The 25,642-nt window shown below is 57.3% G+C and carries 21 protein-coding genes; 8 read left to right on the top strand and 13 right to left on the bottom strand.

Features of this window, described 5'->3' with window-relative positions; all coding sequences use genetic code 11:
- Positions 1-52 precede the first annotated feature (52 nt).
- Entirely contained in the window at positions 53-856 is an 804-nt protein-coding gene (locus tag ACA079_RS04435; protein WP_497702693.1) for a SirB1 family protein, read from the top strand.
- A 95-nt stretch (positions 857-951) separates the two neighbouring features.
- Here ACA079_RS04435 and maiA read toward each other — a convergent pair whose 3' ends face one another.
- The 3 genes from maiA to hmgA are packed head-to-tail and all read right to left on the bottom strand — an operon-like array spanning position 952 to position 4,212.
- Positions 952-1,587 (bottom strand): maleylacetoacetate isomerase, encoded by a 636-nt coding sequence (gene maiA / locus ACA079_RS04430; RefSeq protein WP_497702692.1) that lies wholly within the window; start codon positions 1,585-1,587, stop codon positions 952-954.
- A gap of 12 nt (positions 1,588-1,599) precedes the next feature.
- Positions 1,600-2,904 (bottom strand): fumarylacetoacetase, encoded by a 1,305-nt coding sequence (gene fahA / locus ACA079_RS04425; protein ID WP_497702691.1) that lies wholly within the window; start codon positions 2,902-2,904, stop codon positions 1,600-1,602.
- 3 nt (positions 2,905-2,907) lie between these two features.
- A complete protein-coding gene (gene hmgA, locus ACA079_RS04420; RefSeq protein ID WP_497702690.1) occupies positions 2,908-4,212 on the bottom strand; it encodes a homogentisate 1,2-dioxygenase in 1,305 nt (434 codons plus the stop codon).
- Positions 4,213-4,377: 165 nt separating this feature from the next.
- Between hmgA and ACA079_RS04415 the strand changes: the two genes are divergently transcribed.
- Positions 4,378-5,169, top strand: a complete 792-nt coding sequence (locus ACA079_RS04415) for an IclR family transcriptional regulator (protein WP_497702689.1) — start codon at positions 4,378-4,380, stop codon at positions 5,167-5,169.
- 37 nt (positions 5,170-5,206) lie between these two features.
- Here ACA079_RS04415 and ACA079_RS04410 read toward each other — a convergent pair whose 3' ends face one another.
- The 4 genes from ACA079_RS04410 to ACA079_RS04395 form a co-directional block, all read right to left on the bottom strand.
- Entirely contained in the window at positions 5,207-8,635 is a 3,429-nt protein-coding gene (locus ACA079_RS04410; protein ID WP_497704279.1) for a dermonecrotic toxin domain-containing protein, read from the bottom strand.
- A 155-nt stretch (positions 8,636-8,790) separates the two neighbouring features.
- Positions 8,791-11,340 carry a LuxR C-terminal-related transcriptional regulator gene (locus tag ACA079_RS04405; protein ID WP_497702688.1) on the bottom strand — a complete coding sequence of 850 codons (2,550 nt, stop codon included), beginning with the start codon at positions 11,338-11,340 and terminating at the stop codon, positions 8,791-8,793.
- Positions 11,341-11,480: 140 nt separating this feature from the next.
- Positions 11,481-12,848 carry a DUF1329 domain-containing protein gene (locus tag ACA079_RS04400; protein ID WP_497702687.1) on the bottom strand — a complete coding sequence of 456 codons (1,368 nt, stop codon included), beginning with the start codon at positions 12,846-12,848 and terminating at the stop codon, positions 11,481-11,483.
- A gap of 23 nt (positions 12,849-12,871) precedes the next feature.
- Complete coding sequence (locus ACA079_RS04395; protein ID WP_497702686.1) at positions 12,872-14,665, bottom strand: DUF1302 domain-containing protein; 1,794 nt, start codon at positions 14,663-14,665, stop codon at positions 12,872-12,874.
- 719 nt (positions 14,666-15,384) lie between these two features.
- On the opposite strand from ACA079_RS04395, the gene ACA079_RS04390 reads away from it, so the two are divergent.
- The 3 genes from ACA079_RS04390 to ACA079_RS04380 all read left to right on the top strand — a co-directional run bounded on the left by ACA079_RS04390 (position 15,385) and on the right by ACA079_RS04380 (position 18,942).
- The gene (locus tag ACA079_RS04390) at positions 15,385-17,679 is read left to right on the top strand and encodes a pyocin-S2/colicin E7-DNase domain-containing protein (RefSeq protein WP_497702685.1); all 2,295 of its coding nucleotides are present in this window, start codon (positions 15,385-15,387) and stop codon (positions 17,677-17,679) included.
- A gap of 2 nt (positions 17,680-17,681) precedes the next feature.
- The gene (locus ACA079_RS04385) at positions 17,682-17,948 is read left to right on the top strand and encodes a bacteriocin immunity protein (protein WP_150658831.1); all 267 of its coding nucleotides are present in this window, start codon (positions 17,682-17,684) and stop codon (positions 17,946-17,948) included.
- Between the two features lie 226 nt (positions 17,949-18,174).
- Positions 18,175-18,942, top strand: coding sequence for an N-acetylmuramoyl-L-alanine amidase (locus ACA079_RS04380; protein ID WP_497702684.1), 768 nt, complete (start codon positions 18,175-18,177; stop codon positions 18,940-18,942).
- A gap of 77 nt (positions 18,943-19,019) precedes the next feature.
- On the opposite strand, the gene ACA079_RS04375 is transcribed toward ACA079_RS04380, so the two are convergent.
- From ACA079_RS04375 to ACA079_RS04355, 5 genes are all read right to left on the bottom strand, one after another.
- A complete protein-coding gene (locus ACA079_RS04375; RefSeq protein WP_046052916.1) occupies positions 19,020-19,931 on the bottom strand; it encodes an SDR family oxidoreductase in 912 nt (303 codons plus the stop codon).
- A 112-nt stretch (positions 19,932-20,043) separates the two neighbouring features.
- Positions 20,044-20,946, bottom strand: coding sequence for an alpha/beta fold hydrolase (locus tag ACA079_RS04370; protein WP_497702683.1), 903 nt, complete (start codon positions 20,944-20,946; stop codon positions 20,044-20,046).
- A complete protein-coding gene (locus ACA079_RS04365) occupies positions 20,946-21,728 on the bottom strand; it encodes a class II aldolase/adducin family protein (RefSeq protein WP_223429842.1) in 783 nt (260 codons plus the stop codon). Before ACA079_RS04365 ends, ACA079_RS04370 begins: the two co-directional genes overlap by 1 nt.
- A gap of 131 nt (positions 21,729-21,859) precedes the next feature.
- Positions 21,860-22,546 carry an LrgB family protein gene (locus tag ACA079_RS04360; RefSeq protein ID WP_497702682.1) on the bottom strand — a complete coding sequence of 229 codons (687 nt, stop codon included), beginning with the start codon at positions 22,544-22,546 and terminating at the stop codon, positions 21,860-21,862.
- Positions 22,536-22,922: a CidA/LrgA family protein gene (locus ACA079_RS04355; RefSeq protein ID WP_497702681.1), complete on the bottom strand. Its 387-nt coding sequence runs from the start codon at positions 22,920-22,922 to the stop codon at positions 22,536-22,538. The genes ACA079_RS04360 and ACA079_RS04355 overlap by 11 nt, the downstream gene beginning before the upstream one ends.
- Before the next feature lie 96 nt (positions 22,923-23,018).
- Between ACA079_RS04355 and ACA079_RS04350 the strand changes: the two genes are divergently transcribed.
- Complete coding sequence (locus ACA079_RS04350) at positions 23,019-23,915, top strand: LysR family transcriptional regulator (RefSeq protein ID WP_129438405.1); 897 nt, start codon at positions 23,019-23,021, stop codon at positions 23,913-23,915.
- On the opposite strand, the gene ACA079_RS04345 is transcribed toward ACA079_RS04350, so the two are convergent.
- On the bottom strand, positions 23,896-24,351 hold the full coding sequence (locus ACA079_RS04345) for a flavodoxin (RefSeq protein WP_497702680.1): 456 nt from the start codon (positions 24,349-24,351) through the stop codon (positions 23,896-23,898). The two genes, ACA079_RS04350 and ACA079_RS04345, sit on opposite strands and share 20 nt — an antisense overlap.
- Before the next feature lie 154 nt (positions 24,352-24,505).
- Between ACA079_RS04345 and ACA079_RS04340 the strand changes: the two genes are divergently transcribed.
- Both ACA079_RS04340 and ACA079_RS04335 read left to right on the top strand, forming a co-directional pair.
- The gene (locus ACA079_RS04340; RefSeq protein ID WP_497702679.1) at positions 24,506-24,982 is read left to right on the top strand and encodes a PAS domain-containing protein; all 477 of its coding nucleotides are present in this window, start codon (positions 24,506-24,508) and stop codon (positions 24,980-24,982) included.
- 54 nt (positions 24,983-25,036) lie between these two features.
- Positions 25,037-25,642, top strand: a complete 606-nt coding sequence (locus ACA079_RS04335; RefSeq protein ID WP_497702678.1) for a hypothetical protein — start codon at positions 25,037-25,039, stop codon at positions 25,640-25,642.

Raw genomic sequence — 25,642 nt, 5'->3', positions numbered from 1 at the left:
CTGGACGAATGCCTGAGACGGGGCTAAAACGAGGCATTACCCGGAGATTTTGATGACCCCCCGCCAACGTTTCTTCGACTGTCTGCAACGTTCACCGCCCGCGCTGTTCGAGGCGGCGCTGTGGATTGCCGCCGAACACGACCGTGAGGTCAATCCCGAGACGGTGCTGCACGATTTCAAGGACCTGCAACAACGGGTCAGTTATGGCTTGCCGATGTTGCCGGTGAGCGAGTTGGCCCAGCCGTTGTTGCGGCGTATGAATGACTTGGGATTTGCTCAGGACGACTCCACGCCATTGCGTCCGCAAGTCGCGCTGGTCAATAAAGTGCTGGAACGCAGACGTGGGCAGCCGCTGAGTCTGGGATTGATTGCCCTGGAACTGGCCAAAGGTTTGGAAATCCCCATGGTTGGAGTCAACTTCCCAGGGCATTTCCTGCTGCGGGTACCGGGCGCCGATCACCTGCTCGACCCATGCGGCGGACGTCGGTTGTACCCCAACGATTGCCGGGAATTGCTGCAACGCCAGTACGGCCCGAACATGCAGCTCAGCGCCGAGCATTTGCTCACCGCCGAACCGGTGCAAATGCTGCAGCGGCTGTCGCGCAACCTGCGTCAGTTACACCTTTCTAACGATGATTACATTGGCGCCCTGATCGACGCCGAACGTGTGCTGGAACTGGGCAACGCCAGTGCCTCCGACTACCTGGCCCGGGCCAGCCTCTATCAACGGCTGGATTGCCCGAACGCCGAGCGCTTTGACCTGGAGCATGCCTTGCTGCTCAGTGACGACCCGATCCAGCGGATTCGCCTGACTGAGCGATTAGGGCACCTGCCGCCCAATTCCATCGTCCATTAAAAGCAAAAGATCGCAGCCTTCGGCAGCTCCTACATTGGGATGGTGTACACCCTGTAGGAGCTGCCGAAGGCTGCGATCTTTTGATCTTGCTACTTTCAAGGAGTGTCTGGCTGCTTCGCCGGATGCGCCTTGATGAACGCCGGATGCTGCGCCGCCAACGCCGCCACTCGGCGAATCCGCGGATACGCCTCAAGTGAAATGCTGAAGCGCTCGGCCGCGTACAGCTGCGGGATCAGGTAAACATCCGCCAGCCCAGGCGTCGGACCAAAGCAATAAGCCTCATCGCCGATCAACTGCTCCACCGTCGCCAACCCTTGGCTGATCCAGTGCCCGATCCACTCCACCACTTGCGGCTCATCGTGCCCCAACTGCCGCAACTTGTTGAGCACGCTGACGTTGTGCAGCGGATGCACGTCGCAACCAATCACCGCCGCCACACCACGCTCATGGGCGCGAGCGGCGAGGTCTTTGGAGAGCAGCGGCACCTGTGGATAACGTTCCTCCAGGTATTCAATGATCGCCGGCGACTGGATCACCAGCTCACCTTCGTCGGTGCGCAAAGCCGGCACCCGGCCTTGCGGATTGATGCTCAGATACGGCGGCTGTCGATGTTCGCCACCTGGCGGCGCTATCAGGTTGATCGGCAGCGCCTGGTAATCCAGTCCCTTGAGCGCCAACGCGATACGAACCCGATAGGACGAAGTCGAACGGTAGTAGGTATAGAGTTCCATGACCCGATCCTCTTAGCGCGCCGGCAGCACTTTGCCGCGGCATTCGCCGAAACCGATGGAGGCAAAACCCTCGCGGTTGCAACGGGCGCGCAGGATGATTTCGTCGCCGTCCTCAAGGAACTTACGCACTTCGCCAGACGCGAGTTCGATCGGCTTTTTACCGCCCTCGGTGATTTCCAGCAGGCTGCCGAATTGACCGTTCTCAGGCCCCGACAACGTGCCCGAACCGAACAGGTCGCCGGCCTGCAACTGGCAGCCGTTGACGCTGTGGTGCGCGACCATTTGTGCCACGGTCCAGTACATGTGTTGGGTGTTGCTCAGGGTCAGGCGATGGGCCGGCAGATTTTGTTCGCGCAGGCCTTCAGTGAGCAGCAGCACTTCCAGTTCGATGTCGAAGGCGCCAGCAGCCTGATCGCGTTTATCGAACAGGTACGGCAGCGGCTGTGGATCACCTTCAGGGCGCGCTGGCTGAGCACGACGGAACGGCTCCAGCGCTTCGGCGGTAACGACCCACGGCGAGATGCTGGTGATGAAGCTCTTCGACAGGAACGGCCCGAGCGGTTGGTATTCCCAAGCCTGAATATCGCGCGCCGACCAGTCGTTGAGCAGGCAGAAACCGGCAATGTGATCGGCGGCGTCACCGATGGCGATCGAGTCGCCCATCTCGTTGCCCTGACCGATCCAGATGCCCAGCTCCAGCTCATAGTCCAGACGTGCACACGGGCCAAAAGTTGGCTCGGTTTGGCCGGCTGGCAACGTCTGGCCTTTCGGACGGCGAACATCGGTGCCCGACGGGCGAATGGTCGAAGCGCGGCCGTGGTAGCCGATCGGCACATACTTGTAGTTCGGAAGCAATGGGTTGTCCGGACGGAACAGTTTGCCGACATTTTGCGCGTGCTCAATGCCGACGTAGAAGTCGGTGTAGTCGTTGATTTTCGCCGGCAGGTGCATCTCGCAATTCGCCGCCAGTGGCAGCAGTTTTGCGCCTTGGGCTTCGATCTTGCCGTGCAGGGTGCTGCCTTCTTTGAACAGTTCCAGCAGGCGTTCGCGCAGGGCAGCACGAGCGTCACGACCCAGTTCGAAGAACGCGTTCAGCTGGCCGCCACGGGTAGCTTCGACTGCAGTTTTTGCGACGCCATCGAACAGGCCGGCGTCCAGTGCAGCCTCCAGATCAAAGATATGTTCGCCAATGGCCACGCCACTGCGCGGTGCCGAACCCTTCACGCTGAACACGCCCAGCGGCAGGTTCTGCAGAGGGAAATCAGCATGGCCGTTGGCGGAGGCAACCCAGCTACGAGTGATGGAAGTCTGAGTCATGGGTTATCTCCGGGTCGGGTCGAAAGTGGCGGGCAGCGTGGCCCAGCAGGCATCGTAGTTGTTTTGCAGTTGCGGGCAATCCAGGGCGAAACGGCTCGGGCGCAGCACCTGGCTGGTCTCGAACATGAAGGCCATGGTGTTGTCGATTTTCGCTGGCGCGAGTTCGGCGTTGATCGCCTTGGTACAGGTTTCGCCGTCCGGGCCGTGGGCGCTCATGCAACTGTGCAAGGACGCGCCGCCGGGCACAAAGCCTTCGGCCTTGGCGTCGTACTCGCCCTTGATCAGGCCCATGAATTCGTTCATCAGGTTGCGGTGGAACCACGGTGGCCGGAAGGTTTTCTCGGCGACCATCCAGCGTGGCGGGAAGATCACGAAGTCCAGATTGGCCAGACCGTGGACGCTGGTCGGCGATGTCAGAACGGTGAAGATCGACGGATCCGGGTGATCGAAGCTGACCGTGCCGATGGTATTGAAGCGACGCAGGTCATATTTGTACGGCACGTTATTACCGTGCCAGGCGACCACATTCAGCGGCGAATGGTCGAGCTCGCAGCCCCACAATTGGCCAAGGAATTTCTGCACCAGGGTGGTCGGTTGCTTGAGGTTTTCGTAATGGGCGACCGGGGTCAGGAAGTCCCTCGCGTTGGCCAGGCCGTTGCTGCCGATAGGCCCCAAATCCGGCAGGCGCAGCGGCGCGCCATGGTTCTCGGCAATGTAGCCGCGAGCTTGCGGGTCTAGCAGTTCGACGCGGAATTTCAGACCGCGCGGCAGCACGGCGATTTCCAGTGGCTCCAGTTCCAGCACGCCCAATTCGGTCGCAATGCGCAAGCGTCCCAGCTCAGGCACTAGCAACAGTTCGCCGTCGGCGTTGAAAAACACGCGCTCCATGGAGCGGTTGGCCCGGTAGCTATAGATGCTGATCCCGGCCGGTTTTTCCGCGCCCGAGTTGGCGGCCATGCTCACCAGCCCGTCGATGAAATCGGTTGGCTCGGTCGGGATGTCCAACGGGTTCCAGCGCAGACGGTTGGGGGTCACTTCACCCAACGGGCCGCCGGCCAGTTGCCGATCCAGTTTGACGAACGCCGGGTGATTGGCCGACGGCTGAATGCGGTACATCCAGGTGCGCCGCGCTTCGCTGCGAGGCATGGTGAATGCCGTGCCGGAGAACAGTTCGGTGTAGAGACCGTAAGGCGCTTTTTGCGGGGAATTCTGGCCGACGGGCAGTGCGCCGGGCAACGCTTCACTGCTGAATTCGTTGCCGAAGCCGGACTGATAAGCCAGCTCGAGCGCCGTTGAATCGAGGTTCATGGAGCCTCCTGCACAGGGAGTAGGCAATGGCCTGTCGCTCCGTTGAAGAGGTCTCGGCACGCCCGGGTTATTTTTATCGTAATTCGATTACGCTTAACGTAATTTGATTGGTATTGACCGTCAAGCTATAAAGACGCCCATTCGTCCCGGGATCAGACCGCCTCCATGGAAACGCCGCGCAGCAACGATAAACAGAAAGTCCGCTCGGCCGAGGTCGGCACCGACATCCTCAAGGCCCTGGCCGAGTTGTCGCCATCAACCTCGCTTTCGCGCCTGGCCGAACACGTACAGATGCCGGCAAGCAAGGTTCACCGCTATTTGCAGGCGCTGATTGCCAGCGGTTTTGCTGAACAGAATGCTGCCACCAACCATTACGGCCTGGGCCGCGAAGCCTTGCGCGTCGGTCTCGCCGCACTCAACAGTATGGACGTGCTGAAAGTCGGCGCCCTGCCCCTGGCCGAGTTGCGCGATGAGTTGAACGAGACGTGCTTTTTGGCTGTGTGGGGCAATCAGGGCGCGACCGTGGTGCATATCGAACCGGCGGTGCGCGCGGTGACGGTGGTGACGCAATTGGGCTCGGTGTTGCCGTTGCTCAGTTCGTCCACAGGACTGGTGTTTGGCGCGTATCTGCCAAAGCGTGAAACCGTGGACTTGCGTGAGCAGGAACTGCAGAGCGGTTCGACCCATGCGCTGGCGGATGATCAGGCCTATAAGGCGTTGTGCGAACAGATCCGCGAACGCGGTCTGCATCATGTGCATGGTTTGCTGATGCCGGGGGTCGATGCGTTGTCGGCGCCGGTATTCAATGCTGTCGGGAATGTTGCGGCGGTGATGACCATTGTCGGCCCGGCGTCGTTGTTTCACGCCGACGAAAACGGCCCGGCGGCGCAGCGATTGCTGGCGGCGACGCGGGCCGTTAGTTGGCGGATGGGGTTTGAATCGACCCGCTCGAGTTGACCCTCCGCTGAGTGTCCAGCCGAACGCTAACCGACCATCAAATCACTGTCGTTTTGTTGGTGCTGGCGTCAGGTTCATCGAGCACTTGATGGATGATCTCAAGCAGACGTTCATGACCAAGTTTCTGATCCAGCGCCGTGGACATCAGCCCCACCACGGTATTGGCATCACCCACCAGTTGAATGAGCGTCTTCTGCGCCTTGGTCACGCTCTCGATTCCCTGCCCCACCTGAGCCAGACCGGCCAGCCCAATCAGGGCATCCTTGAAATGGGTAAACCCGGCCTCGTAGTCACCGTAGTAATGAGCCTTGATGCCGTCGTAGATGTTTTTAGCGACTTCGATCGCCGTTACCGCGAGGCCAACGGGAGGAATGACGATACTGATAATAGTGGCCGCCAACTTCAAGTTTTCGTAAACCAGGCCTCCGATAATTTCGGCAAGACTGGTAGTTTGGGCGTCCACGTCCTCGATAACCCGCCTGACGTGAATTCCGTAGGACATTCTCAAATCCCTGACGCGAGTATTGAGCTGAGGCTTCGGTGGCGCTACTTGATCAAGCTTCTCCTGAAGCTCATCGAAATAATCGTTAATGACCTTCTTATTGAGAAAGCTTATCCGCTTGATGTAGTACTCCCTGAACGGACTCGCGCGAGGTCGAATAGACCCCACAAAGTTATTTACGCTACGAAATGCGACATGATCCGGTGCATGCGGAGTGTAAATAAAGTCTTCGACCCCATTGTTTGTGACAGCTCGGAAAATATAAACACCCTCAACTTTACGGGTATTCTTCAACGTAAAGTAGTAAACACTTTCAGTATTGACAACGAGTTCCGAAGGACGGTAGTTCTCAGGAGTTCTCAATCCAACAATGATGCGATCCAAGCTATTCAACTGCTCAACATTCAAACCAGCGTCAAAATATTGAGAGAGTAACGCCTGGTACATCTCACCCTGCAATTTCTTGAAGTTTACCTCTCGCTTAAACGTGTACAACGGATGACTTGACGGCAAATAATCAGACGTTAACAACTCAATATATTTCTCCCCCGCACGAAGTGTTTTCGACCAACCGGAAATATCCCGAATCGACAATTTTTCCAGTGACGGGTGAGCCGTTGACCAGTGGAATCGCGGATAGTCCCGAGGATCCGGTTTCGGACTGTTGTTGGCATCAAAACCATGCTGACTGATAATCAGTTGCGACAGGGTCATATCCTCTTGAGGACTGATCTGTACATAAACAAGATCCGGATCTACATCGACAGCGCTCCCTCGTTCTCGAAGTACCTGTTCTACCCGCTGTTTAATAAGGTTGCGAGCGAAGAGCTCAAAGGATGGGAATCCGGTGTCACGGAACTCGACCGTATACAGCGCCTTGAGTTCTGTATTGAGCCGAGCGTACGTCTGACGTAGGGATTGCGAGACACGTCGATAATTCAGGGGTGCCACCAAATTTATTTCTGCGAACGTCCACCGGTAATCCACCTGCACCAAGCCAGCCAGCGGTTCATTCGGGCTGCGACTCAGTACCACCGCAGCGATACGAATTTTACTCCACTCCCACCGCAGCTCACTCACCTGCCCAAACTTTTTACCGATGGCTGGCAGGTCATTGGGGTTAATCAACGACGCAACATAAACAGGATCAACGGTCATCCAGTGTTGGATTTCATATGCAAATTCAGAAAAGCTGCCGAAGCGCAGAAACTCGTAGTGACCATGAGGGTTTCTCAGAAAAACCTGCTGCGGCCCCAGCGCCCCCTGACTTCCATGGAACACCAGAACGTCCTTCAACGGTTGAGTTGAATCCGCAATACTCACACCATTGATCAATACCGCCGAGTCGCCGGCCATTGCCCGATTGACGAGATTGAAGTCCTCGCTGCTGAAGCGACCGGAATGGTGTGCAACCCATAAGGCAAACTCCATCTGACTGAGCATTTTATTGTTCAATGCTTCGCGGTAAGGCTGAGGCGGGTTGGCCGGCTGGGCATTCACAAAGTTCGCTCGCACATCAACAGTCTGCAACCAGCTCTCGAGCTTCGCGATGGTCAGACCGAAGGCCTCGCCGCCCTCAAGCACCAACCGGGCGCGATGACCCGAATCATGCAAGCCAACCGTCACAAACTCGGTCAAGGTATAGCTGTCCTCTTGACGGATAGTCCGTCCACCGACCTTGAACTCATAGACACTGCGCACCCGAATGCTCTCGGAATCCAATTCGATACCTAGAGCACTCCGGGTCCAATGGGCAACTTGCCGTCGGGCATACTCCCGTAAAGAAAAATACTCATTGAATATGGCGTTAAAGTCAGACTCGTACTTGACCATCGAGTACTCAAGTTCCGAATAGCGCTTCTGTACGGATTCGCTTGCAAGTTTCAACCAGCTGGGCCATTCGGTGCGTTTAATGGCGGACTGCAACGCTTCGAGGTTCAACAACCAGTTGGATGAAAGTGTGCTCAGTTGCTGATTACGTTCTAGAGAGGCAAAAAAGCCAACACCGTCATAGTTGCTATTGCCCAGAAATTTCGACACTTCGTCTTTCTGGTGTTTGATCCGCGAACTGACGCAATACTGAAAGACACTCTCTTGTAAACCCGGGTAAGTAATGCTGCTCCCGGGTATCGACAGACGACTACTCAAAGCCGCATGCACATCATTGCTGCTCAGGAAAAGCTCAAACCCTAGATCGGGGGTATACAGCACACAAGTGTAATGTTCATTGTTCAGCAACAGCGCAGCATCACCCAAACCGGCCATGTCCACGACAAATGCCGAGGGAAGCCGAACCGAGAACTGACCCACATTATTTATCACTACCTGATACAGCGACCCACCATTACCCGACAATAGAATATCCGCAACCCGCTCGCCTTGGTGGGGTTCCAGCCGTCCACCGATAACGCTCAAGGAAAGCTCCGCCATCAGTGTTTTTGCTATCGATTGCTGCAGAACATCCTTATGGGTAGATGAAGGATTCCCATCGATTTGCCCATTGGCTGCAGCCTTCCAATACTGGTCAAGACTATCGCGATGCTTCCAGCTTAGATTTTGGCGGGCATTCTCGAGAAGGCGCTCAACCTGATAGATATCCAGCCCAGGAACTTTGAATTGGCTGTCGGTCGTGTTCGGGCGGTCATACACACCATCAGAACCGATCACGTAGTTGGGAGACAGATTACGTGACAGGCATTCGAAGTGGACCTCCAGCAACGAACCTGCCGGTCGACTTTCAAGATTTTCCGCGTAGCTGCCTCTGTTCACAAAAACTTTATCGAGTTCAACACCCGGATGGTACTCCCGAAGTTTTTCAACCAATCGATTTCGCGCCATGTCCTTGAACGAAGGAATCACCTTCAGCACCGCCAACAGTTGTTGACCTGCCAAGTTAGCCTTCTTCAATTCAGTTGCACTATCAACGCGTTGGCGCAGGGTATCGAGCATCAGACTCGTGAACATCTTGTTCAATTGATTCATCCTTTATTTTGAGCTAAGCGGTAAATAATTTTTATTTACTCTGGAACTTAAACCCAACTCTAAAAGAATAATCCTCAATCGAACACACGATGTTTATTTCAATAAATTTAACACCACACTCACACCCCTTACTCTACCTAACACAACTTCAACAACTTAGCCCTGGCCACCGCCTGCGTTCTACGCTCAACACCTAACTTCCCATGAATACGACGCGCATGGGTTTTTACCGTATGAACGGAAATATAAAGTTGCTCGGCAATCTGTTGATTGGAATTGCCCTGCGCAATCAAGGTGAGCACTTCAAGTTCCCGTCGACTCAGAGGACCATCCGCAACCACTGCCTCAGCCTTTGCCCTGGGATCTACCAGCCCCGCACAACTGTACAAATCGGGCTGGCGCAAACTCAATTCACGCAGCGCAAACTGTAAATGACCGCGCTCCGCCAACTCACGGCCCCGCTGCAGAGCACTTTGCGCCCGCGCACTATCGCCGGTGATCCAGGCCACTTGAGCGATCATCAGTTGCAGTTCTGCTTCCAGGTTCAACATGCCGCGTTCGTGCGCAACGACCAGCGCCCCGTGAAGCTGCGCCAACGGTTCGATCGCCATGTGCAATTGAGTATCGGCCAGGATCAGCAAGTATTCGATTCGCGCAATAAGCTCCAGGGTCGCCGGCGGTGCCTGCCGAGCATTCGGCCCGCGATAGTGGCGCAACACGCGGGTCAGGGCCTCGTGTGCCAGCTCCGGGCGGCCTTGTTGCAACCAGAGCTGGCTGCTGACTTGCAGCAGAACGCCGCGGTAGACGGTGTCTGGAATCTGCCGTTGTTGCATCAGCCGCTCCGCGTCGCGCAACCGGACGAATGCCTGGGCGTAATCGCCCCTGTTAGCAGCCAGTTGGGCCTCACCCAGAAACCCATACAACACGCGCTTGTCGTGGTTGCGTAAACAATCGTCCAGGCCCGCCTGAAAGAACTCGGCAGCACGTTCGTCTGCGCCCACGCACAGAGCCAACCGCCCACGACGCAATGCAATTCGCCCCAACAAAGGTGCAGGTCGATCCGAACGCTGGCGGAGCAATTTATCGATGTCGCAAAGCAGACTTTCGGCCCGCACCACCGCACCCCGCTGCTCCAGCCATTGCGCATGATCGAGCTCCATCAGGCCCTCGAACACCAGCGAACCTTGCGCCCGCGCCAGGCACAGCGCCTCGCGGTTTTGGGCTTGCGCCACGTCGAGTTCGCCCCTTAGCAATGCCTGTTGCGTCAAACCGGACAAACACATCAGGCGCGCCGTCCAACATTCGGGATCGAGCGCAGTCAACGCGTCAAGAAAGTGCGCGCGCGAAGCCTCCATTCGTCCCTGTAAATGCAGCAACCAACCCTGCAGGGACTGCCAACGTGCAATCAGTTGTCGCTGAAGCACCGCCGAGGGTTGAGGCGTGAAATGCGCCAAATGAGCGATACAGGCAGTCGCCTGTTCGAAACGTCCGGCGAATAACAGCGCAGCTGTAATCAATCCGACCAATTGCGGGCTGCCCAGCGTCAGTTCCTCGCCTTGCTGCTCATGCAAGCGCAACAACAGCACCACCGTTTGCTCCTCGAACAAATGCTCGAAACTGAAGTGCTGCAACAGGCTGACCGCCACTTCGTATTCCTCGGCGAGTAATGCCTGTTCGAAGGCCGATTTCCAGTCCTGTTCGGTACAGAACCATTGGCAGGCACGCCGATGCCAGGAGCGTCCCGCCGGCCATTGCTCATCGCGCAACAACTGCGTGAACGGGGTGAATATCTGCAGCCAATCGGTGGAGTCCCCCCAAGGTTCGATAAAACAGCCCAGCGCTTGCAAGGTCCGCAAGTACTGAGCGCCCTCTCCGGCCCCGAACAGGTGATCGCACAGCCGGGCATTGAAGCGGGGCAAGTGGGCCAGCACGCGCCAGGCCTCGCTCAACTCAGGCGTCAGCGAGCTGAACAACTCATGCTCCAGGTAATCGAGCAAGGTGTCCGCCCGTCCCAGGGGTTTGTCCTGACGCGACCAGTCGCACTTCTGCAGCAATGCAATCCGCACACCGGCACACCAGCCGCCGGTGCGCTGGATGATCCGACTGGCCACCTTGCTGGTCTGCTCCGGTACCCAGGGCTGCAGTATTTGCTCGACTTCACCTGGCGTGAAAGCCAGCGAAGTGCTTTCGCACTCGTACAACTCATCGTCGAGCAGCAACCTTGGCCAGTTGCAGGGCGGCCGGCGGCGAGCACCCAGCCACCAGGTCAACATCGGGCTGCTGACCGCCAGCATGCGATCCAGCAGCAAGTCCAACTCGGGGTTCGGGACGCGGCAATAGTCATCGAGAAACAGCCAGGTTGGCGTCTGCAATCGCGACAGATACCCCAGCAACTCGGATTCGCCCGACGAAGCCAGCCCCAGCGCTTCTGTCAGACGATGACGAAAATCTACCGCGCTCAACACCGTGCCAGACAATGGCAACCAGAACACGCGGCACTGCGGCGGTGCCTGCAACAGGCATTCGGCGAGCAGCGCTGTCTTGCCACTGCCGGCCGGCGCGCACAGTAATTTCACCCGGGCCGTGGAGGCCAGTAACGGCTCGGTCAAGCGGGCCCGTAACTGGTGATGAGTGGACAGACGGGGCAGGAATCCTGAACGGTCCAGACACGGGATCATGGCGGTCATTGCGGCGTGCCTTTTTATAATTGTCCGGCAACCCTAGCCCTCTCTAACCCGCTTGTTGAGAAGTATTCAGCACGCTGATTGGCAGCCATAAAAAAGGCGACCACCCGGTCGCCTTTTGTACTGTCGATGTATCAAAACCCTTACCGAACGCCCTCGGCGCGCAAGGCCGATGGCGTGTAGTCGGCAGCCTTGGCTTCGAAGCCGAATTCGAAACTGTGCTTCTCTTCGTTCTTCATTCCCAGGGCAATGTATCGGCCGGCAATGATGTCGTAGAGCGCTTCGAGGGTGTAGGCCGGGGTCTGGTGATCGTAGTAGTACTGAGCGTGCCCCTCGGCCACCCGCCACAGCTGACCGCGACCGTCGTAGTGATCCGCCAGCGCCACTTGCCAACTGTCTTCGTCGAGGTACATGTGGCGTTTGGCGTAGATGTGCCGCTCGCTCGGTTTGACCGTACCGATCACTTCCCAGACCCGGTGCAACTCATAACGGGTCAGGTCCTGATTGATGTGCCCGGCTTTCACAATGTCATCGTACTTGAGGCTCGGCGAGTCGAGTTTGTAGCTGTTGTAAGGGATGTACATTTCCTTCTTGCCGACCAGTTTCCAGTCGTAGCGATCCGGTGCACCGGAGAACATGTCGAAGTTGTCGGACGTGCGCAGGCCGTCAGCGGCAGTACCCGGCCCGTCATAAGCCACTTGTGGTGCGCGACGCACACGGCGTTGGCCGGCGTTGTAGATCCACGCCAGACGCGGCTCTTTCACCTGATCGAGGGTTTCGTGTACCAGCAGTACGTTACCCGCCAGACGCGCAGGTGCCGTCACCGATTGCTTGAAGAAGGTCAGCACGTTGGCGGCTTTTTCCGGGTCCAGGTCCTTCATCAGTTGCGGTACGGCGATCTCTTCCTCGAAGCGGATCGGCGTGTAGCTGCCGTTCGTTTGCGGGGTCACCTGAGTGATGATGCGTCGCAGGTTGCCGCCGTGATAGCGGGTGATGTGGTTCCAGAGAACCTCGACGCCGGCCTTCGGGATCGGGAAGGCGTAGTAGCGGTTGCCGGTGAAGTTGGCCAGGCCGTTACCGTCGTTGATGCTGTTCACGTTCAGTGCGCTGCGTTTGGCCGACTCGTAAATCTCCGGGGGTAGGGCCACGGTGCGGTGGGTCGGGTAGACCGGGATCTTGTAGGTTTCCGGGTAGCGCTTGAACATCGCCACTTGGCCTTCTGACAACTTGTCTTTGTACTTGTCGACGTTGGCAGGCGTGATGACGAACAGCGGCTTTTCGCTGGCGAACGGGTCAGCCAGGAAACCCTTGCTGTCCACCGCGCCGGCGTTTTTCGGGATGCCGCCGGTCCAGGCCGGGATCGAGCCATCAGCGTTGCCGGCCTTCTCGGCACCCAGCGGCGTGAGGCTGGTGCCAAGCTTGTTGGCTTCTTCAGGCGAGACCGCCGCCATCACGTTGGCAGCCAACAGACTCAAGGCCAGGGCGCCGCATTGCAGAATCATCTTGCGCATTAAAATCATCCTTCTCAGCCAGATCAGAAGTTCACGCCGAAGCTCAGCGCCAGGAAGTCGCGGTCTTCCAGGGTGTTGTAGTCACCGCCGAAGAAATCGGTGTAACTGAGGCTCGCGGTATAGGTGTTGCGGTAGTCGGCATCGACGCCGACGCTGACCGCCTTGGCGCCTTCGTTGAACAGACCGTTGGGGCCGTAGCCGGCGACGTCATGGGACCAGGACAGGTTGGGCTTGAGGTTGATCCCGCCAATCACGTTGGCGTAATCGAGGATCGCCCGGGCGCGGTAGCCCCAGGAGGTTGAGGTGACGAAGCCATCGGTATCGCCGTGAAAACCGTATTGGCCATAGACCGAGTCACGGCCGTAACGCAATTCGGATCGCGACTCCAGGCCACCGACGTGTACTACCGCAGCTTCGCCGACCAGGGTTAGCCGTTGGGCACCCAACACTTGGTCGAAGAAGTGCGTCAGGGTGCTCTGGACCTGCGTCACTTCCTTGCGGCGGTAGCCTTTGTTGTCGGCACCTGGCGTGGTCGCGATAGGCGATGCCGCGCCGCCTGCGATCGGGTTGAGCAAGGCCAGGGTCAGGTCGTTGGTGTTGACTTGCACCGGAGCGTTAGGGCGATAGCTGATCTCGCCGGTCCACGCCGTGCCGGTAGGCAGGGTGGTGGAGAAGCTCGCGCCATACAGACGAATGTCTTCCGGGTACTCAAGGTAATACTGGCCGCGACCGAGCATCACACTCTGAGCCAGTGCCGACCCGGTACCGGGCGCGATTCTGTTGGCGGCACCGACGATGGCCGGGATCCGTGCCAGCGTTGTCAGGCCGGCCGTGGTGGTGCCGACCGTCGGGGTACGGCTGTGATAGTTCATGAAGTACAGACCGTACTCGGTGTCGTCGCCGAGCCAGCGCAGCGCCGTGCCCCACTGCCCGGAGTCGCGGGCATCGCGGTCACCGCCACGTGGGACGATCACACCTTCCCTGCTGACCTCGAAGCCTTGGCCAAACGCTGCAGCGATCGGTTGCAACGGTGCGATCGCCGGGCTGGCAACGGTGTAGTTCTTGTTGCAACCATCCGCCACCACGTCGTTGCCAAAGAAGGTGCCGCAGTTGTCGACGACAGTCTGGTCCCACTCCAGTTGATAGAAACCTTCCACCGAGAGCTGATCGGTCAGACCTTGGGAGGCGAACAGCATGTTCACCGGAATCAGGCCTTCCTTGATTTCGGCGCCAGGACGACGGAACGCTGAAACGTCGATCGGGTTGATGCTGTTGATCGAGTTGCCGATGAAGGTACTTTCACCCCAGCTGACCACTTGTTTGCCGGCGCGCACAGAGCCCGGCAGATCGGCGATGGAATAGTTGTGATAGACGAAGGCGTCGAGCAGCTGCGCCCCGGAGGACTTGGCGCCTTCCTTGCGATTACTGTCACTGATCTGCTTGAATTCGCGATCTTCGTCCTTGAGCTCGAAGTCGTACCAGTACTTGCCACGCACGAACACCCCGGTGTCGCCGTACTTCAATTCAAGGTCATGAATACCTTTGAAGATCTTGGAGAAGGTTTCGCCCTTCTTGAAGTTCAGACGCCCGTCATCCCCCGTCGAAGACTGGCCGGTCCCGCCATTGACGATGCCCACCAAGGATTTGTCGGCATCGCGCATGCCCCAGCTCGCGCCGACGGACAGCGAAGAGTCAAATGTCCCCTCGATTTCCCCGATGTTGAATGAAACAGCCTGCGCCTGGGCGCAGCAACCCAAGGCAACCGCAGCGGCGAGCGCTTGCGGCGTGAAGATGGCGCGCATTGTTGTTTTTGTCATGCGTCTTCCCCGGTGAGTGACAGAAGGCCACACCCTACTGCCGCACGTTGGGAGCGATAAGCGCACCAAGGAGGTATTCGCGATGTACCTCCAAAGGATGAATGCCCGCATGGGACGGGGATCTGCGCGGGTTATGGATGGGCTGGATGGGGGGTTATCAACGCAGCGCATGGCGTGTGGGCGGGGCTTGGGGCGACTGTTACTCATGCTGCAACAGTTCATGTCGTGAATTGCTATTTTTCCTTTTGGCTCAAGGCCTTATTCTTGCCGGGCTTTCACGGCAAACGGCCGGAAAGCACGAAGCAATGGCGGGGGCTAGTCCACGCCATTGGTGACAGATTTCAGATGAATTGAAGATTTTCGATTTATCGCCCTGTGTTCACTGACGTTGATTTATTGCTCCTTGATCAATCGTCTTACTTTGGCCGCTGCGTTTGCAGCGGCCTTTTTTATGGGCGGTGGCAAGACAGTCCTACAAGATGTTTCCGATAACTGCATAAGAAACATCCTTTTACGCAAAAGATAATTCTGCCGTTATTCCTGCCCAATAGAAACGCCCCTCAATATTTTATGTAACGCCCCACACACCTCTCAGCCCCATGACTTTCACTTCTGCTGTAACTTCAAATGGCACGAAGCAATTGTTGGCATCCCCTCTCGCAATGGCTGACCAATAATTTGTTTTTTAAAACATCAAGCACATTCAAAAGGATATGAATATGCAAAAGCCTCCAACATGGGAGTTGACCGAAGCTGTTCACACAACTGCAATTGCACCATTACACATTCCGGTCGCATCTGGAACTTCATCGACCCTTCCCCATAGTGGCATGTTTGGCCCCCACAACTTTGGCCCCCACCATATTGTTATTGCCAACTCACATACGATAGACGCCACCAAAAAGTCACTTGAGCAGGAATATCAAACCCGCATCAGCCAACTACCACAAACCATCGAACAAGAACTGGCAGCCACAAGACTGGAAGGTCCGACTCATCCGCTCCCTCCGGCAGACTCGATCATTCGTGAACTAGGCGTTCGTAACATTCTTTTGAGCCGAAAGACCGCTGACTTCCATCAGAAAACGGCTCTCGCCAATCAGTTTTATGGCGGCGACCCGCTGAACCGAAGCTTGATTGAGTTCTATCAAACAGCATCGGCCATGGGACAAAGGGTCATGCCTGGTGGTATTGCGATGCAAGCATGGACAGCCTCATACCGTGCTGCTCACGAAGCAAGGCTGCTGGCGCAATCAATTCAAATGCTCAACCAGCAACAAGTCGAAGTTCACAAGTGGCTGGCCGCCGTGCAGGCCACCGACCGGGAGCGAATCGCTGCTGAGCAGCACGCACAGCGTGCAGCAGCCGAACGGGTGCGATTGGCGGCGGAACAAGAAGCCCACCGAGTAGCTGCCGAGCGCGCCCGGATCGAAGCTGAACAGCAACGGCAGAGGGACATTGCCGATGTGGCACGCCGAGAGCGGGATGCTTTTATTGCTCGTGAGCGGGCACGGCTTGCAACCCTAAGTGAGGCTAAGCGTCTTGCCAAGGAACAAGCACAAACTGCCGCTGAAGCAGCAGCGCGCCAAGTGGCTGCAGAAAAGGCACGCCTGGAAGCGCAAGCAGAACCCTTGCGCCGGGCAGCTGAGGCTGAGGCTGAGAAATTACGCATAGAACGAGCGCACCGAACTCAAAAAGAGCAGCGAGAACGTCAGCGTAAAAACGCACTACGTACCGAGCAGGACGTATTTCGCCAACAAGCTGAGAAAAACCGCCTAGAAAGGCTATTCCAGGCAGTGCTGGAAGCTCAGGAAAAAAGGCGACAGCAGGCATTGCTGGATGCTCAGGCCGAACCGGAACGACTTGCAGAACAAGCGCGACTGAAAGCCCGGTGGCAAGCACAGACTGAGGCACGCTGGGAAAATCCCGAATTCGCCCACTACGGTTCGATGGCGGCATTCGGCCCAACATTTACCGGCACACTCGGAACTGTCGTCGTTAGTCCAGCGACCTCCTTGGCGCTAAGGACCGCGTTACGTGCAGCGGTATCCGCGGCTATCGCAGCACTCGCGTCAGTAGCCGCGCCGGTACTGGTCGGGTTCGCCGCTCTATTGGCTCCCTCCAGGCTGGGCAACGGTGATCTTTTCTCGGTAAGTGTTCCGCTGTCAGAACTCGCTCCTGATTCAACTGCCGACCTGTATGAACTGGCAGCCGTCGGAGGGGAAATCGACCTGCCAGTGAGACTCGGCTCGAGGACGATAGGCAACAGGGTAGAGATCGTTGTTGTTACCGCTGACGGAGTGACCGTCCCCGCCAGTGTGCCGGTAAGGCTTGCTCACTTTGACGCGCGCAAGAATGTCTACGTTTCCAGCAGCACCGTCTCCAACGGTCCCGTCATCACTTGGACGCCGTTGATAGAACCGCAGAATCCTTCAACGAAATTTCCGCTGATCGACACTGACCTGCCGATCTATGAAGGCGCTACCGTCACCCCCGACGCGGGACGAATCGATCCGTTTCCAGAGCTGGATCGTTACGGATTTGGTGGATTCATCACCGTCTTCCCGATCGAGTCCGGCATCCCTCCGACGTTCACGATGTTCAGGGATCGGCGGCAGGATCCTGGTATTGCCAGCGGTAGCGGACAGTCGGTTTCAGGCAACTGGTTGGGTGCTGCCTCGACGCTGGGAGGTGCACCGATTCCCAAGCAGATTGCGGATAAACTTCGGGGGCGGGAGTTTTCGAGCTTCAAAGCGTTTCGCAGAGTCTTTTGGAAGACAGTAGCAAGTGAGAGAATTTTGAATCGACAGTTCACTCCACTCAATAAAATTGATGTGAGAGATGGCTTATCACCAAGTGCCAAGTCTTCGGAACAAGTGGGCAGACGGAAAAAGTTTGAAATACACCACGTTAAACCTATCAGCGAAGGTGGCGCAGTCTACGATATAGACAATCTTCGTATACTGACACCAAAGCAGCACATTGAAGCCCACTCCAAAAAAGGAGAAATTTAAAAATGACACTTAAAGATAGATATGAAGATTACACAGAGTCCGAATACCTGAATATTATAAAACGTTTGTTCCAGGGGAGGTTCTCATCAGAGAAAGAGCACGATGCTTTTGTGGATAACATTGTAAGCACTTCAGAACATCCAAACGGCACCGACATCTTATATTATCCAGAGAAGGGTGTTAAAGACGGTCCTGCCGGTGTACTAAAGGCCATCAAACAATGGCGAGCAGCCAACGGAAAACCTGGCTTCAAACCTGAAGCTCAGTAATCAAATCAAAAAAAGCAAGCATTCGTGCTTGCTTCTTATACTAGCCATTCACAGCCAGCATTTATGAAAACTCGTGAGAGACTGCCTACACCTACACACCTCTCGGAAAACGACTACATAGTTCTGTAATCACGCGAAGTGCCCCAACGATTAAGGTTAATAACAAGTCAGCCACACATTTAGAACCCTACTGACTTCAACCTAATTCACTGCGAGCACTCTCTTCATGAAACCCATTGACTACAACAAGTACCGCGCCACCAAAAGTTTCAACACCCGCGTACGCTTTCTGATCTTTCACTACACAGCCGGCAACTTCTCCAGTTCGGTCAATGCACTCACCGGCCCAAATGTCAGCGCCCACTATCTGGTTCCCGACATCACCGATCCGAGCTACTTGAAAGCAGGTTATACCGGGCAGGAAGTTTTCAATCTCGTCGACGAAACCAAGCGTGCGTGGCATGCGGGAGTCAGTACCTGGGGCAATCGAAGCAATCTGAACGACACGTCTATCGGCGTTGAAATCGTCAACCTTGCAACGTTTAGCCAAGGGGTTTTCAACTTTCCGCCGTATCAGCCAGACCAAATTGCCGCCATTGAAGAGCTGGCGCTGAACATCCTTGAACGCTATCCGGATATCAGCCCGACCCTTGTTCTGGGGCACTCGGATATTGCGGTCGGCCGCAAGAGTGACCCAGGACCGAAATTTCCCTGGCATGCCCTTTATTTGAAAGGCGTGGGTGCCTGGTTCGACGATGCCACCCGAGACACCTATCTGCAGCAATACAACAAGACCGGCATTCCAGCCCGAACCGAATTGCTCAAACTGTTCAAGACTTACGGGTACGACGTTTCCGGTGCGTCAACCGAACAAGGCTTCACACACCTGGTTCGGGCTTTTCAGCTGCACTTTCGCCCGGAAACTTACGACGGGATCATGGATGCGCAAACGGCCGCGAATCTGGCGGCATTGGTTCACAAGTATTTTTCTTGATCACCGCTGCAAACCAGATGTCGGGGCCGAATATTAAGAACCAGCAAGGTCAAGAACGGTGACCTTGCTGGTTTCCATTAAATCGAATACTTCTGCAAATTCGCCATCATTTCCTTCAGCGCTTCAAGGTTGTCCTGCGGATGCGCCGCGCCTTCGAAGTCGCAGATCTGCTGCCAATGCGCCGCCACATCTTCGGGGGAGAAACCAACCCGAGGATCAAACCCCGCGCCGAGGCTTCGTTCCCAGCGCACCTTGCCCATCCAGCCGCCACCGACTTCAAACAGCCCGGAGGTTTCCTGGCAGTTCTCGCTGGCGAGGTACACCACCAGCGGGCTGACCAGCTCCGGTTTGAGTTGTTCAAAAACTTGCGGCGGGATCAGGCCTTCGGTCATGCGGGTGCCGCCGGTGGGGGCGATGGCGTTGACCAGGATGTTGTTCTTGCGGCCTTCGATGGCCAGTGTGCGGGTCAGGCCGTAGAGGCCGAGTTTGGCCATGCCGTAGTTGGACTGGCCGAAGTTGCCGTAAATGCCCGAGGTCGAAGCGGTGAAGATGACGCGGCCGTAGTTTTGCTCGCGCAGGTGCGGCCAGGCGGCACGGGTAACTTTGTAGGCGCCTTCGACGTGGACGCGGTAAACCAGATCCCAATCGCCGTCTTCCATTTTGTGGAAGGTTTTGTCCCGCAGGATCCCGGCGTTGTTGACCACTACATCGACACGACCGAAGGTGTCCAAGGCGTTCTGAACGATTTTGTCGCCGTCGGTGACGGAGTCATGGTTGGCCTCGGCGATGCCACCGGCCTCGCGAATTTCGGCCACCACCCGGTCAGCCGCCGAAGCGTTTGCGCCTTCGCCCTGAGCCGAGCCGCCGAGATCGTTGACCAGCACTTTGGCGCCCTGTTTGGCGAACAGCAGCGCGTGGGCCCGGCCCAGGCCGCCGCCTGCACCCGTGATAATCACGACTTTATCTTCGAAGCGCACAGACTCATTCATTAGGGGGACTCCAGCAGGCCAGGGGACAATAAGTTCGAGTGTCAGGCACGGCAATGCGAGTCACAATGAACTGGGGTGAGGCTGAATGGTGCGCAATAAGGCAGAGGGATAATCAGGAGCAGGCGGCCTTGCGCGGCGGCGAAACCAGCTGATCGCGAAACTCCAGATAGTGCTTGAGCACCTGCCCTGGCGCCTCGGTTTGCGGGTAGTGGCCGATGCCAGGCAACAAGACCGTGTCTGGGTTGGGGATCAGTTCCCGATAACGCTTGACCATGTGCGCGCCCGAGATCGGATCGACCTCCCCATCGATCACCCGCAACTGCACTTCACCACGCTGCATCGCCGCGACCCAACGCTCGCGCTGAGCACGCCGCTCAGGGATGTAGGCGATCAATTTGTGCATGATCCGTGGCCCTTGATTGCTCTCGACCAAGCTCCAGAAATCATCCATCTCGCTCTCGGAGGGGCGACTTTGCGGACCGAAGACCTGCCGGAAACTCTTCACCAGGCCGTCACGGGAAAAGGCTCGCCCGATCATCCAGCCCAAGGGGCTGAGCAGGAGTTTTTGCATCAGTACCGGACGATGGGTTTCAGGAAAGAGGCCGCCATTAAGGAACACACAGCTGGCGATATGGATGCGCGCTTCGTAATGCCGGGCCAACAGTTCCTGAGCCACGCTGTCGCCATAATCGTGGGCCAACAGGTGCACCGGCTGCTCGACCTTCACATGTTCCAGCAAGGCCTGTTGCAGATCGGCCTGCTCCAGCAGGCTGTATTCGTGGTCCACCGGTTTGGCTGAGTCGCCAAAGCCGAGCATGTCGCAGGCAATCACCCGATAGCGCTGGGTCAGCGGCTGCCAGAGGAAATGCCAGTCCCAACTGGCGGTCGGGAACCCATGAATGAGCAACAGTGGCTCACCCTGCCCGGCCGTCCAGTAACGGATGGTCTGGCCACGGAATACGAACGTCTGGCCGCGTTTGCGCCAGACACACAGGGGGATCTCGGCGAGTGCCATTAGAGTTTATAACCCGCGTCTTGTTTATCGAGTTTGCGCAGCAGCGCTGGCCAGGCCAGTGCGCCACCCATCCCTTGAGCACTTTTGGTAACGCCGGCGATCATCGCCTTCGCGCCCGCCAGAATCTGCGGTTCGATGGCGATCAACTCGGCGCCACCGTTCTGCGCCAGCACCTGGATATCGCAGGCGCGCTGGAAGGTAAACATCATCAGGAACGTGTCGGCGATGGTAGCGCCGCAGGTCAGCAGACCGTGGTTGTGCAGCATCAGGAAATTGTTTTCCCCGAGGTCGGCTTGCAGTCGTGCCTTCTCTTCATGGTTAAGCGCAACACCTTCGTAGGCGTGATAAGCCAGGCTGGACAGGACAAACAATGATTGTTGGCTGATCGGCAAAATGCCTTGTTTCTGCGCCGACACCGCGACACCCGCCGCCGTATGAGTGTGCAGCACGCAGACGACATCGTGACGAACCTCGTGCACCGCGCTATGGATGGTGTAACCGGCGGGGTTGATCTCGTAAGGGCTGTCCATCAGCTTGTTGCCGGCCTGATCGACCTTGACCAGGCTGGACGCGGTTATCTCGTGGAACATCAGCCCGAACGGGTTGATCAGAAAGTCTTCGGTACCGGGGACCTTGGCCGAGATGTGGGTAAAAATCAGGTCATCCCAGCCATGCAAGGCAACCAGACGATAGCAGGCGGCCAGATCGACGCGGGTCTGCCACTCGGCGGCACTGACTTGGTCTTTGACACTGTGTGGCGATTGGACGGGGGTTACGCTCACGACAAGGAACTCCTGTTCTTATTATTTTGCTCACGTGAACCAGTCTAGCCAGCCCCCGAGCTTCGTGTAGTTGCATTGGCAGCCAGCTTGATGGCCTAGCGAGTCAGTACGCCAATGAACGTGGATCCATGTCAAAGTACTGCCGCCAACAAGGGTGCGGCGAACAGATTCAGCAGCCCCGTCAGAACCATGACTAACCCCGCCACCGAGCCCTCTTCACCCCCCACTTCATGTGCTCGACTGACCCCGGCACCGTGCGCGCCGACGCCAAACAATGCCCCTCGCGCCAAGGCACTGCGCAGGGGTAACCACTTGAGCAGAATGCCGCCGAGCATCGCCCCGAACACCCCGGTGAACATCACAAATACCGCCGTCAGTTCCGGTACGCCGCCCAGGTCCTGGGCCAGCGGCATGGCAAAAGGCGTGGTGATTGAGCGCGGCACCAGTGACATCGTCACCGAACTGTCCAGCGCCAGCGCCTTGGCCAACCAGAACGAACTGCCGATAGACGCCGCGCTGCCCGCCAGCATCCCAAGCAACAACGCCGACCAATGCCGCATCAGCATCTGCCGCTGCTGCCAGATCGGCACTGCAAAAGCGACGGTAACCGGCCCCAGCACCAGCATCAGCCAATGGGTGTTGCTCGAATATTCGGCATACGCGGTGTGCAGCGGCACAGCGAGCGCCAACAGCAAGGCTGGAACCAGAATCAGTGGCGACAACACATAGCGCCCGGTGCGCCGATAGATCCAGCGGCTGAATAAATAAGCCAGCAGCGTGAAGGCCAGCCAGAACATCGGTATCAGCTCAAGCTTCACGAGGCCTCCTCAACCGCACCACCAGTTCCACGGTAAATGCGGTTACCAGCATCACCATCAGCGTGCTGACGCCGATCACCAGCAAAATTCGCCAACCGTCGCTACGCAGCAGACCGCCGTAGTCGAGCAGGCTCATCAGCGCCGGAATGAAGAACAACAGCATTTCGGCCATCAACAGGCCCGCGCCCATTTGCAGCGCTGCCGGTTTGACCACACCCAAAGCGAACGCCAGCAGCAACAGCACCATGCCGATGACACCACCGGGAATCGGCCAGGAAAACCACACGGCCATCTGGCAGCCGAGCAGATAGATGGCCAGCAGCACGGCTAATTCGGTCGCCAGTCGAGCCAAGCTTTTTAAGGTTGATGCGTTCATGTCTTCGGTCCTCACAGGTGCTCATTTTACGGAGCGGGCTGCTATACCCGAAGCGAATTGTTAGACTCGAAGCCATTCCAAAATGGAATCATGCAGATGGAATTCAAACAGCTACGCAGCTTCGTCGAGGTCATGCATCAGGGTGGTTTTACTCAAGCCGCCAAGACCCTGCACATCAGTCAATCGGCGGTGAGCAAACAGGTTGCTCAGCTGGAACAGAGCCTCGGCACTGCGCTGCTCGAACGGCAGGGCTCGCAGCTGCGCCTGACCGCCGCCGGCAGCGTGGTCCTGCAACGGGCCGAAGGCATGCTGCGGCTGCGCAACGAACTGCTCAGTGAGCTGGATGACTTGAGCCAACTGGCCCGCGGGGAATTGCGTCTGGGTTTGCCGCTACTGGGCAGCGACGCGCTGTTCGCCGGACTGTTCGCTGAATACCGGCGACGCTATCCGAACATCAGCATTCAATTGCTTGAGGGCGGCAGTCTGAACATCGAACAAGCTGTTTTGAGCGGTGAGCTGGAACTGGGTGGCAGCCTGTTGACGAAGGATCCGCAGTTCGCCTTCCAGCCTTTCTGCGACGAACCGCTGGACGCCCTGCTGCCGGCCGATCATCCGCTGGCGTCGAAGACTGTGATTGGCCTGGAGGAATTGGCCGACACGCCATTCCTGCTGTATCAGCGTAGCTTCGTGCTCAACGACCGCTTGCTGCAAGCCTGCCAGCAGCTGGGGTTTACGCCGAAGGAAGGCGGTCGCAGCGGTCAGGCTGACTTTCTTGCAGCGCTGGTGGCTGCCGGTCAAGGTGTGGTGCTCTTGCCGCGCGTGGTGGCACGCGGGCTGGTGCGGCCAGGCGTGGTGCGCCTGACCTTGAACGCACCAAGTTATCTGCGTTGGGATATCGCCTTCATCTGGCGTCAGGGCGCGTACTTGTCAAAAGCCGCGCAAGCCTGGCTCGCCCTGCTGCGCGAGCGACCGGTCAGCCCCGCAGAGCGCTGACCAACTCCGCCAGCCAAGGCTCGGCGTCGGTTTCCGGCGTCACGCTTTCGCTGGCGTCCAGGCGCAGCATGGGCAGGACTTCGCGTAGGCCCAGTTCGCCGAACAATTCGCGCATTTGCTCGCCGCCGCCACAAAACGTGTCGCCGTAACTCGCATCGCCCAGACCAATCACGGCGCCCGGCAAGCCACGCCAGGCAGCCGGCAACTGGTCACGGATTGCGAAATACAACGGTTGCAGGTTGTCCGGCAACTCGCCCATGCCGGTGGTCGAGGTCACCGCCAGGAAGGCGTCGGGAGCAAAGGCCTGAACATCGGCGAGGCTCGCACGCGGGTTGTGAAAAGTTTCGAAACCTGCGGTTTTCAAAATATTAGCGGCATGGCGGGCGACTTCTTCAGCCGTGCCGTACACCGAGCCGGAAAGGATGGCGACTTTCATCAATCTGATCCTGAAGCTGAGTAAAAAGACGGGGGATATTAACAGCCGTGGCAAAAAAGCTGCGATTGACTCTCAATTAACGCTGATGGCCTGTAGACAGTATTCAGTGTTCTTCTAGAATGCAGCGCTCAATCAAATTGGAAAGGACTCTCCGATGATTAACGCCCAACTGCTGCAAATGGTGATCAACGCTTCCAACGACGGCATCGTGGTTGCCGAAAAGGAAGGCGAGCAGGACAACATCCTGATTTACGTCAACCCGGCATTCGAACGCCTGACGGGTTACACCAGCGAAGAAATCCTCTACCAGGATTGCCGTTTTCTTCAGTCCGGGGACCGCGACCAGGAAGCACTCCCGTTGATTCGCGAAGCCTTGAGCAGTGGCGGTTCCTGCCGGGAAATCCTCAGGAATTATCGCAAGAACGGCACGCCGTTCTGGAACGAGCTGTCCCTTTCGACGGTGAAGAATCCGGATGACGGACAGACTTATTTCATCGGTGTGCAGAAAGACGTCACCCTTCAGGTCAAGGCGCACCAGCGAGTCGCGCAGTTGGAGGCGCAATTGGCCGAGGTCCAGGCTGAACTTGCCGCACTAAAAGCGACGAACGGCAAAAACAAAACGAAGAATTGATTGTCATTAACTACAATCACCAGTGACTTTGTAACTATTTCTGTCGAGCAGATCATGCAACGCGACGCACTCCTGACCCAGGATGAGCTGGATTTTATCCAGACAATGCAACACAACCCGCAACTCAATGTGCGGGATGCGACGTCGAGCCTGCTCGTCAACGGTGGTTCACAGATCCGTGACCTGCTCACGCGCCTTGCCGCTCATGAGCAAGTCACCATCCAGGCCAACTTCGAAAATCAGCAAATGACCTTCCCGCTGCACCTGGTGGAAGACGAGTTTCACGCAATGCATTTACGCCTCGGCGTCCCCAGTATCTACGAGGACGGACCGATGGTCCGGCCATGGCGCCTGGTACTCGAAGAACCGGTTGCGCTGGAGAATGCCAGCGGCCAACCCGGTACGATGTGGGTGCACGAAGTGTCGTTCAAAGGGGTTTTGCTGGAAGTTCGCAACAAGACCAAGCCGCCAAAGCATTTCGCCTTGTGGTTCAGCCCGTCAGGCTATGAGCGCATCGCGTTGCGCGGCACCTTCGAGAAAGAAACCGAGAGCGGCTTCTTTGCCTATCAGTTGAATCAGGGTGACAAGGACGAAACCGAGCGTCTGCGCCAGTACATCCTTCAACAGCATCGGCTGACGCATCCGGCCATGCATATCTGA

This window comes from Pseudomonas sp. LBUM1645 (genome assembly GCF_059716185.1).
Note: the sequence above shows the minus strand (reverse complement) of the source record. Positions and strands in the feature narration are given on the sequence as shown.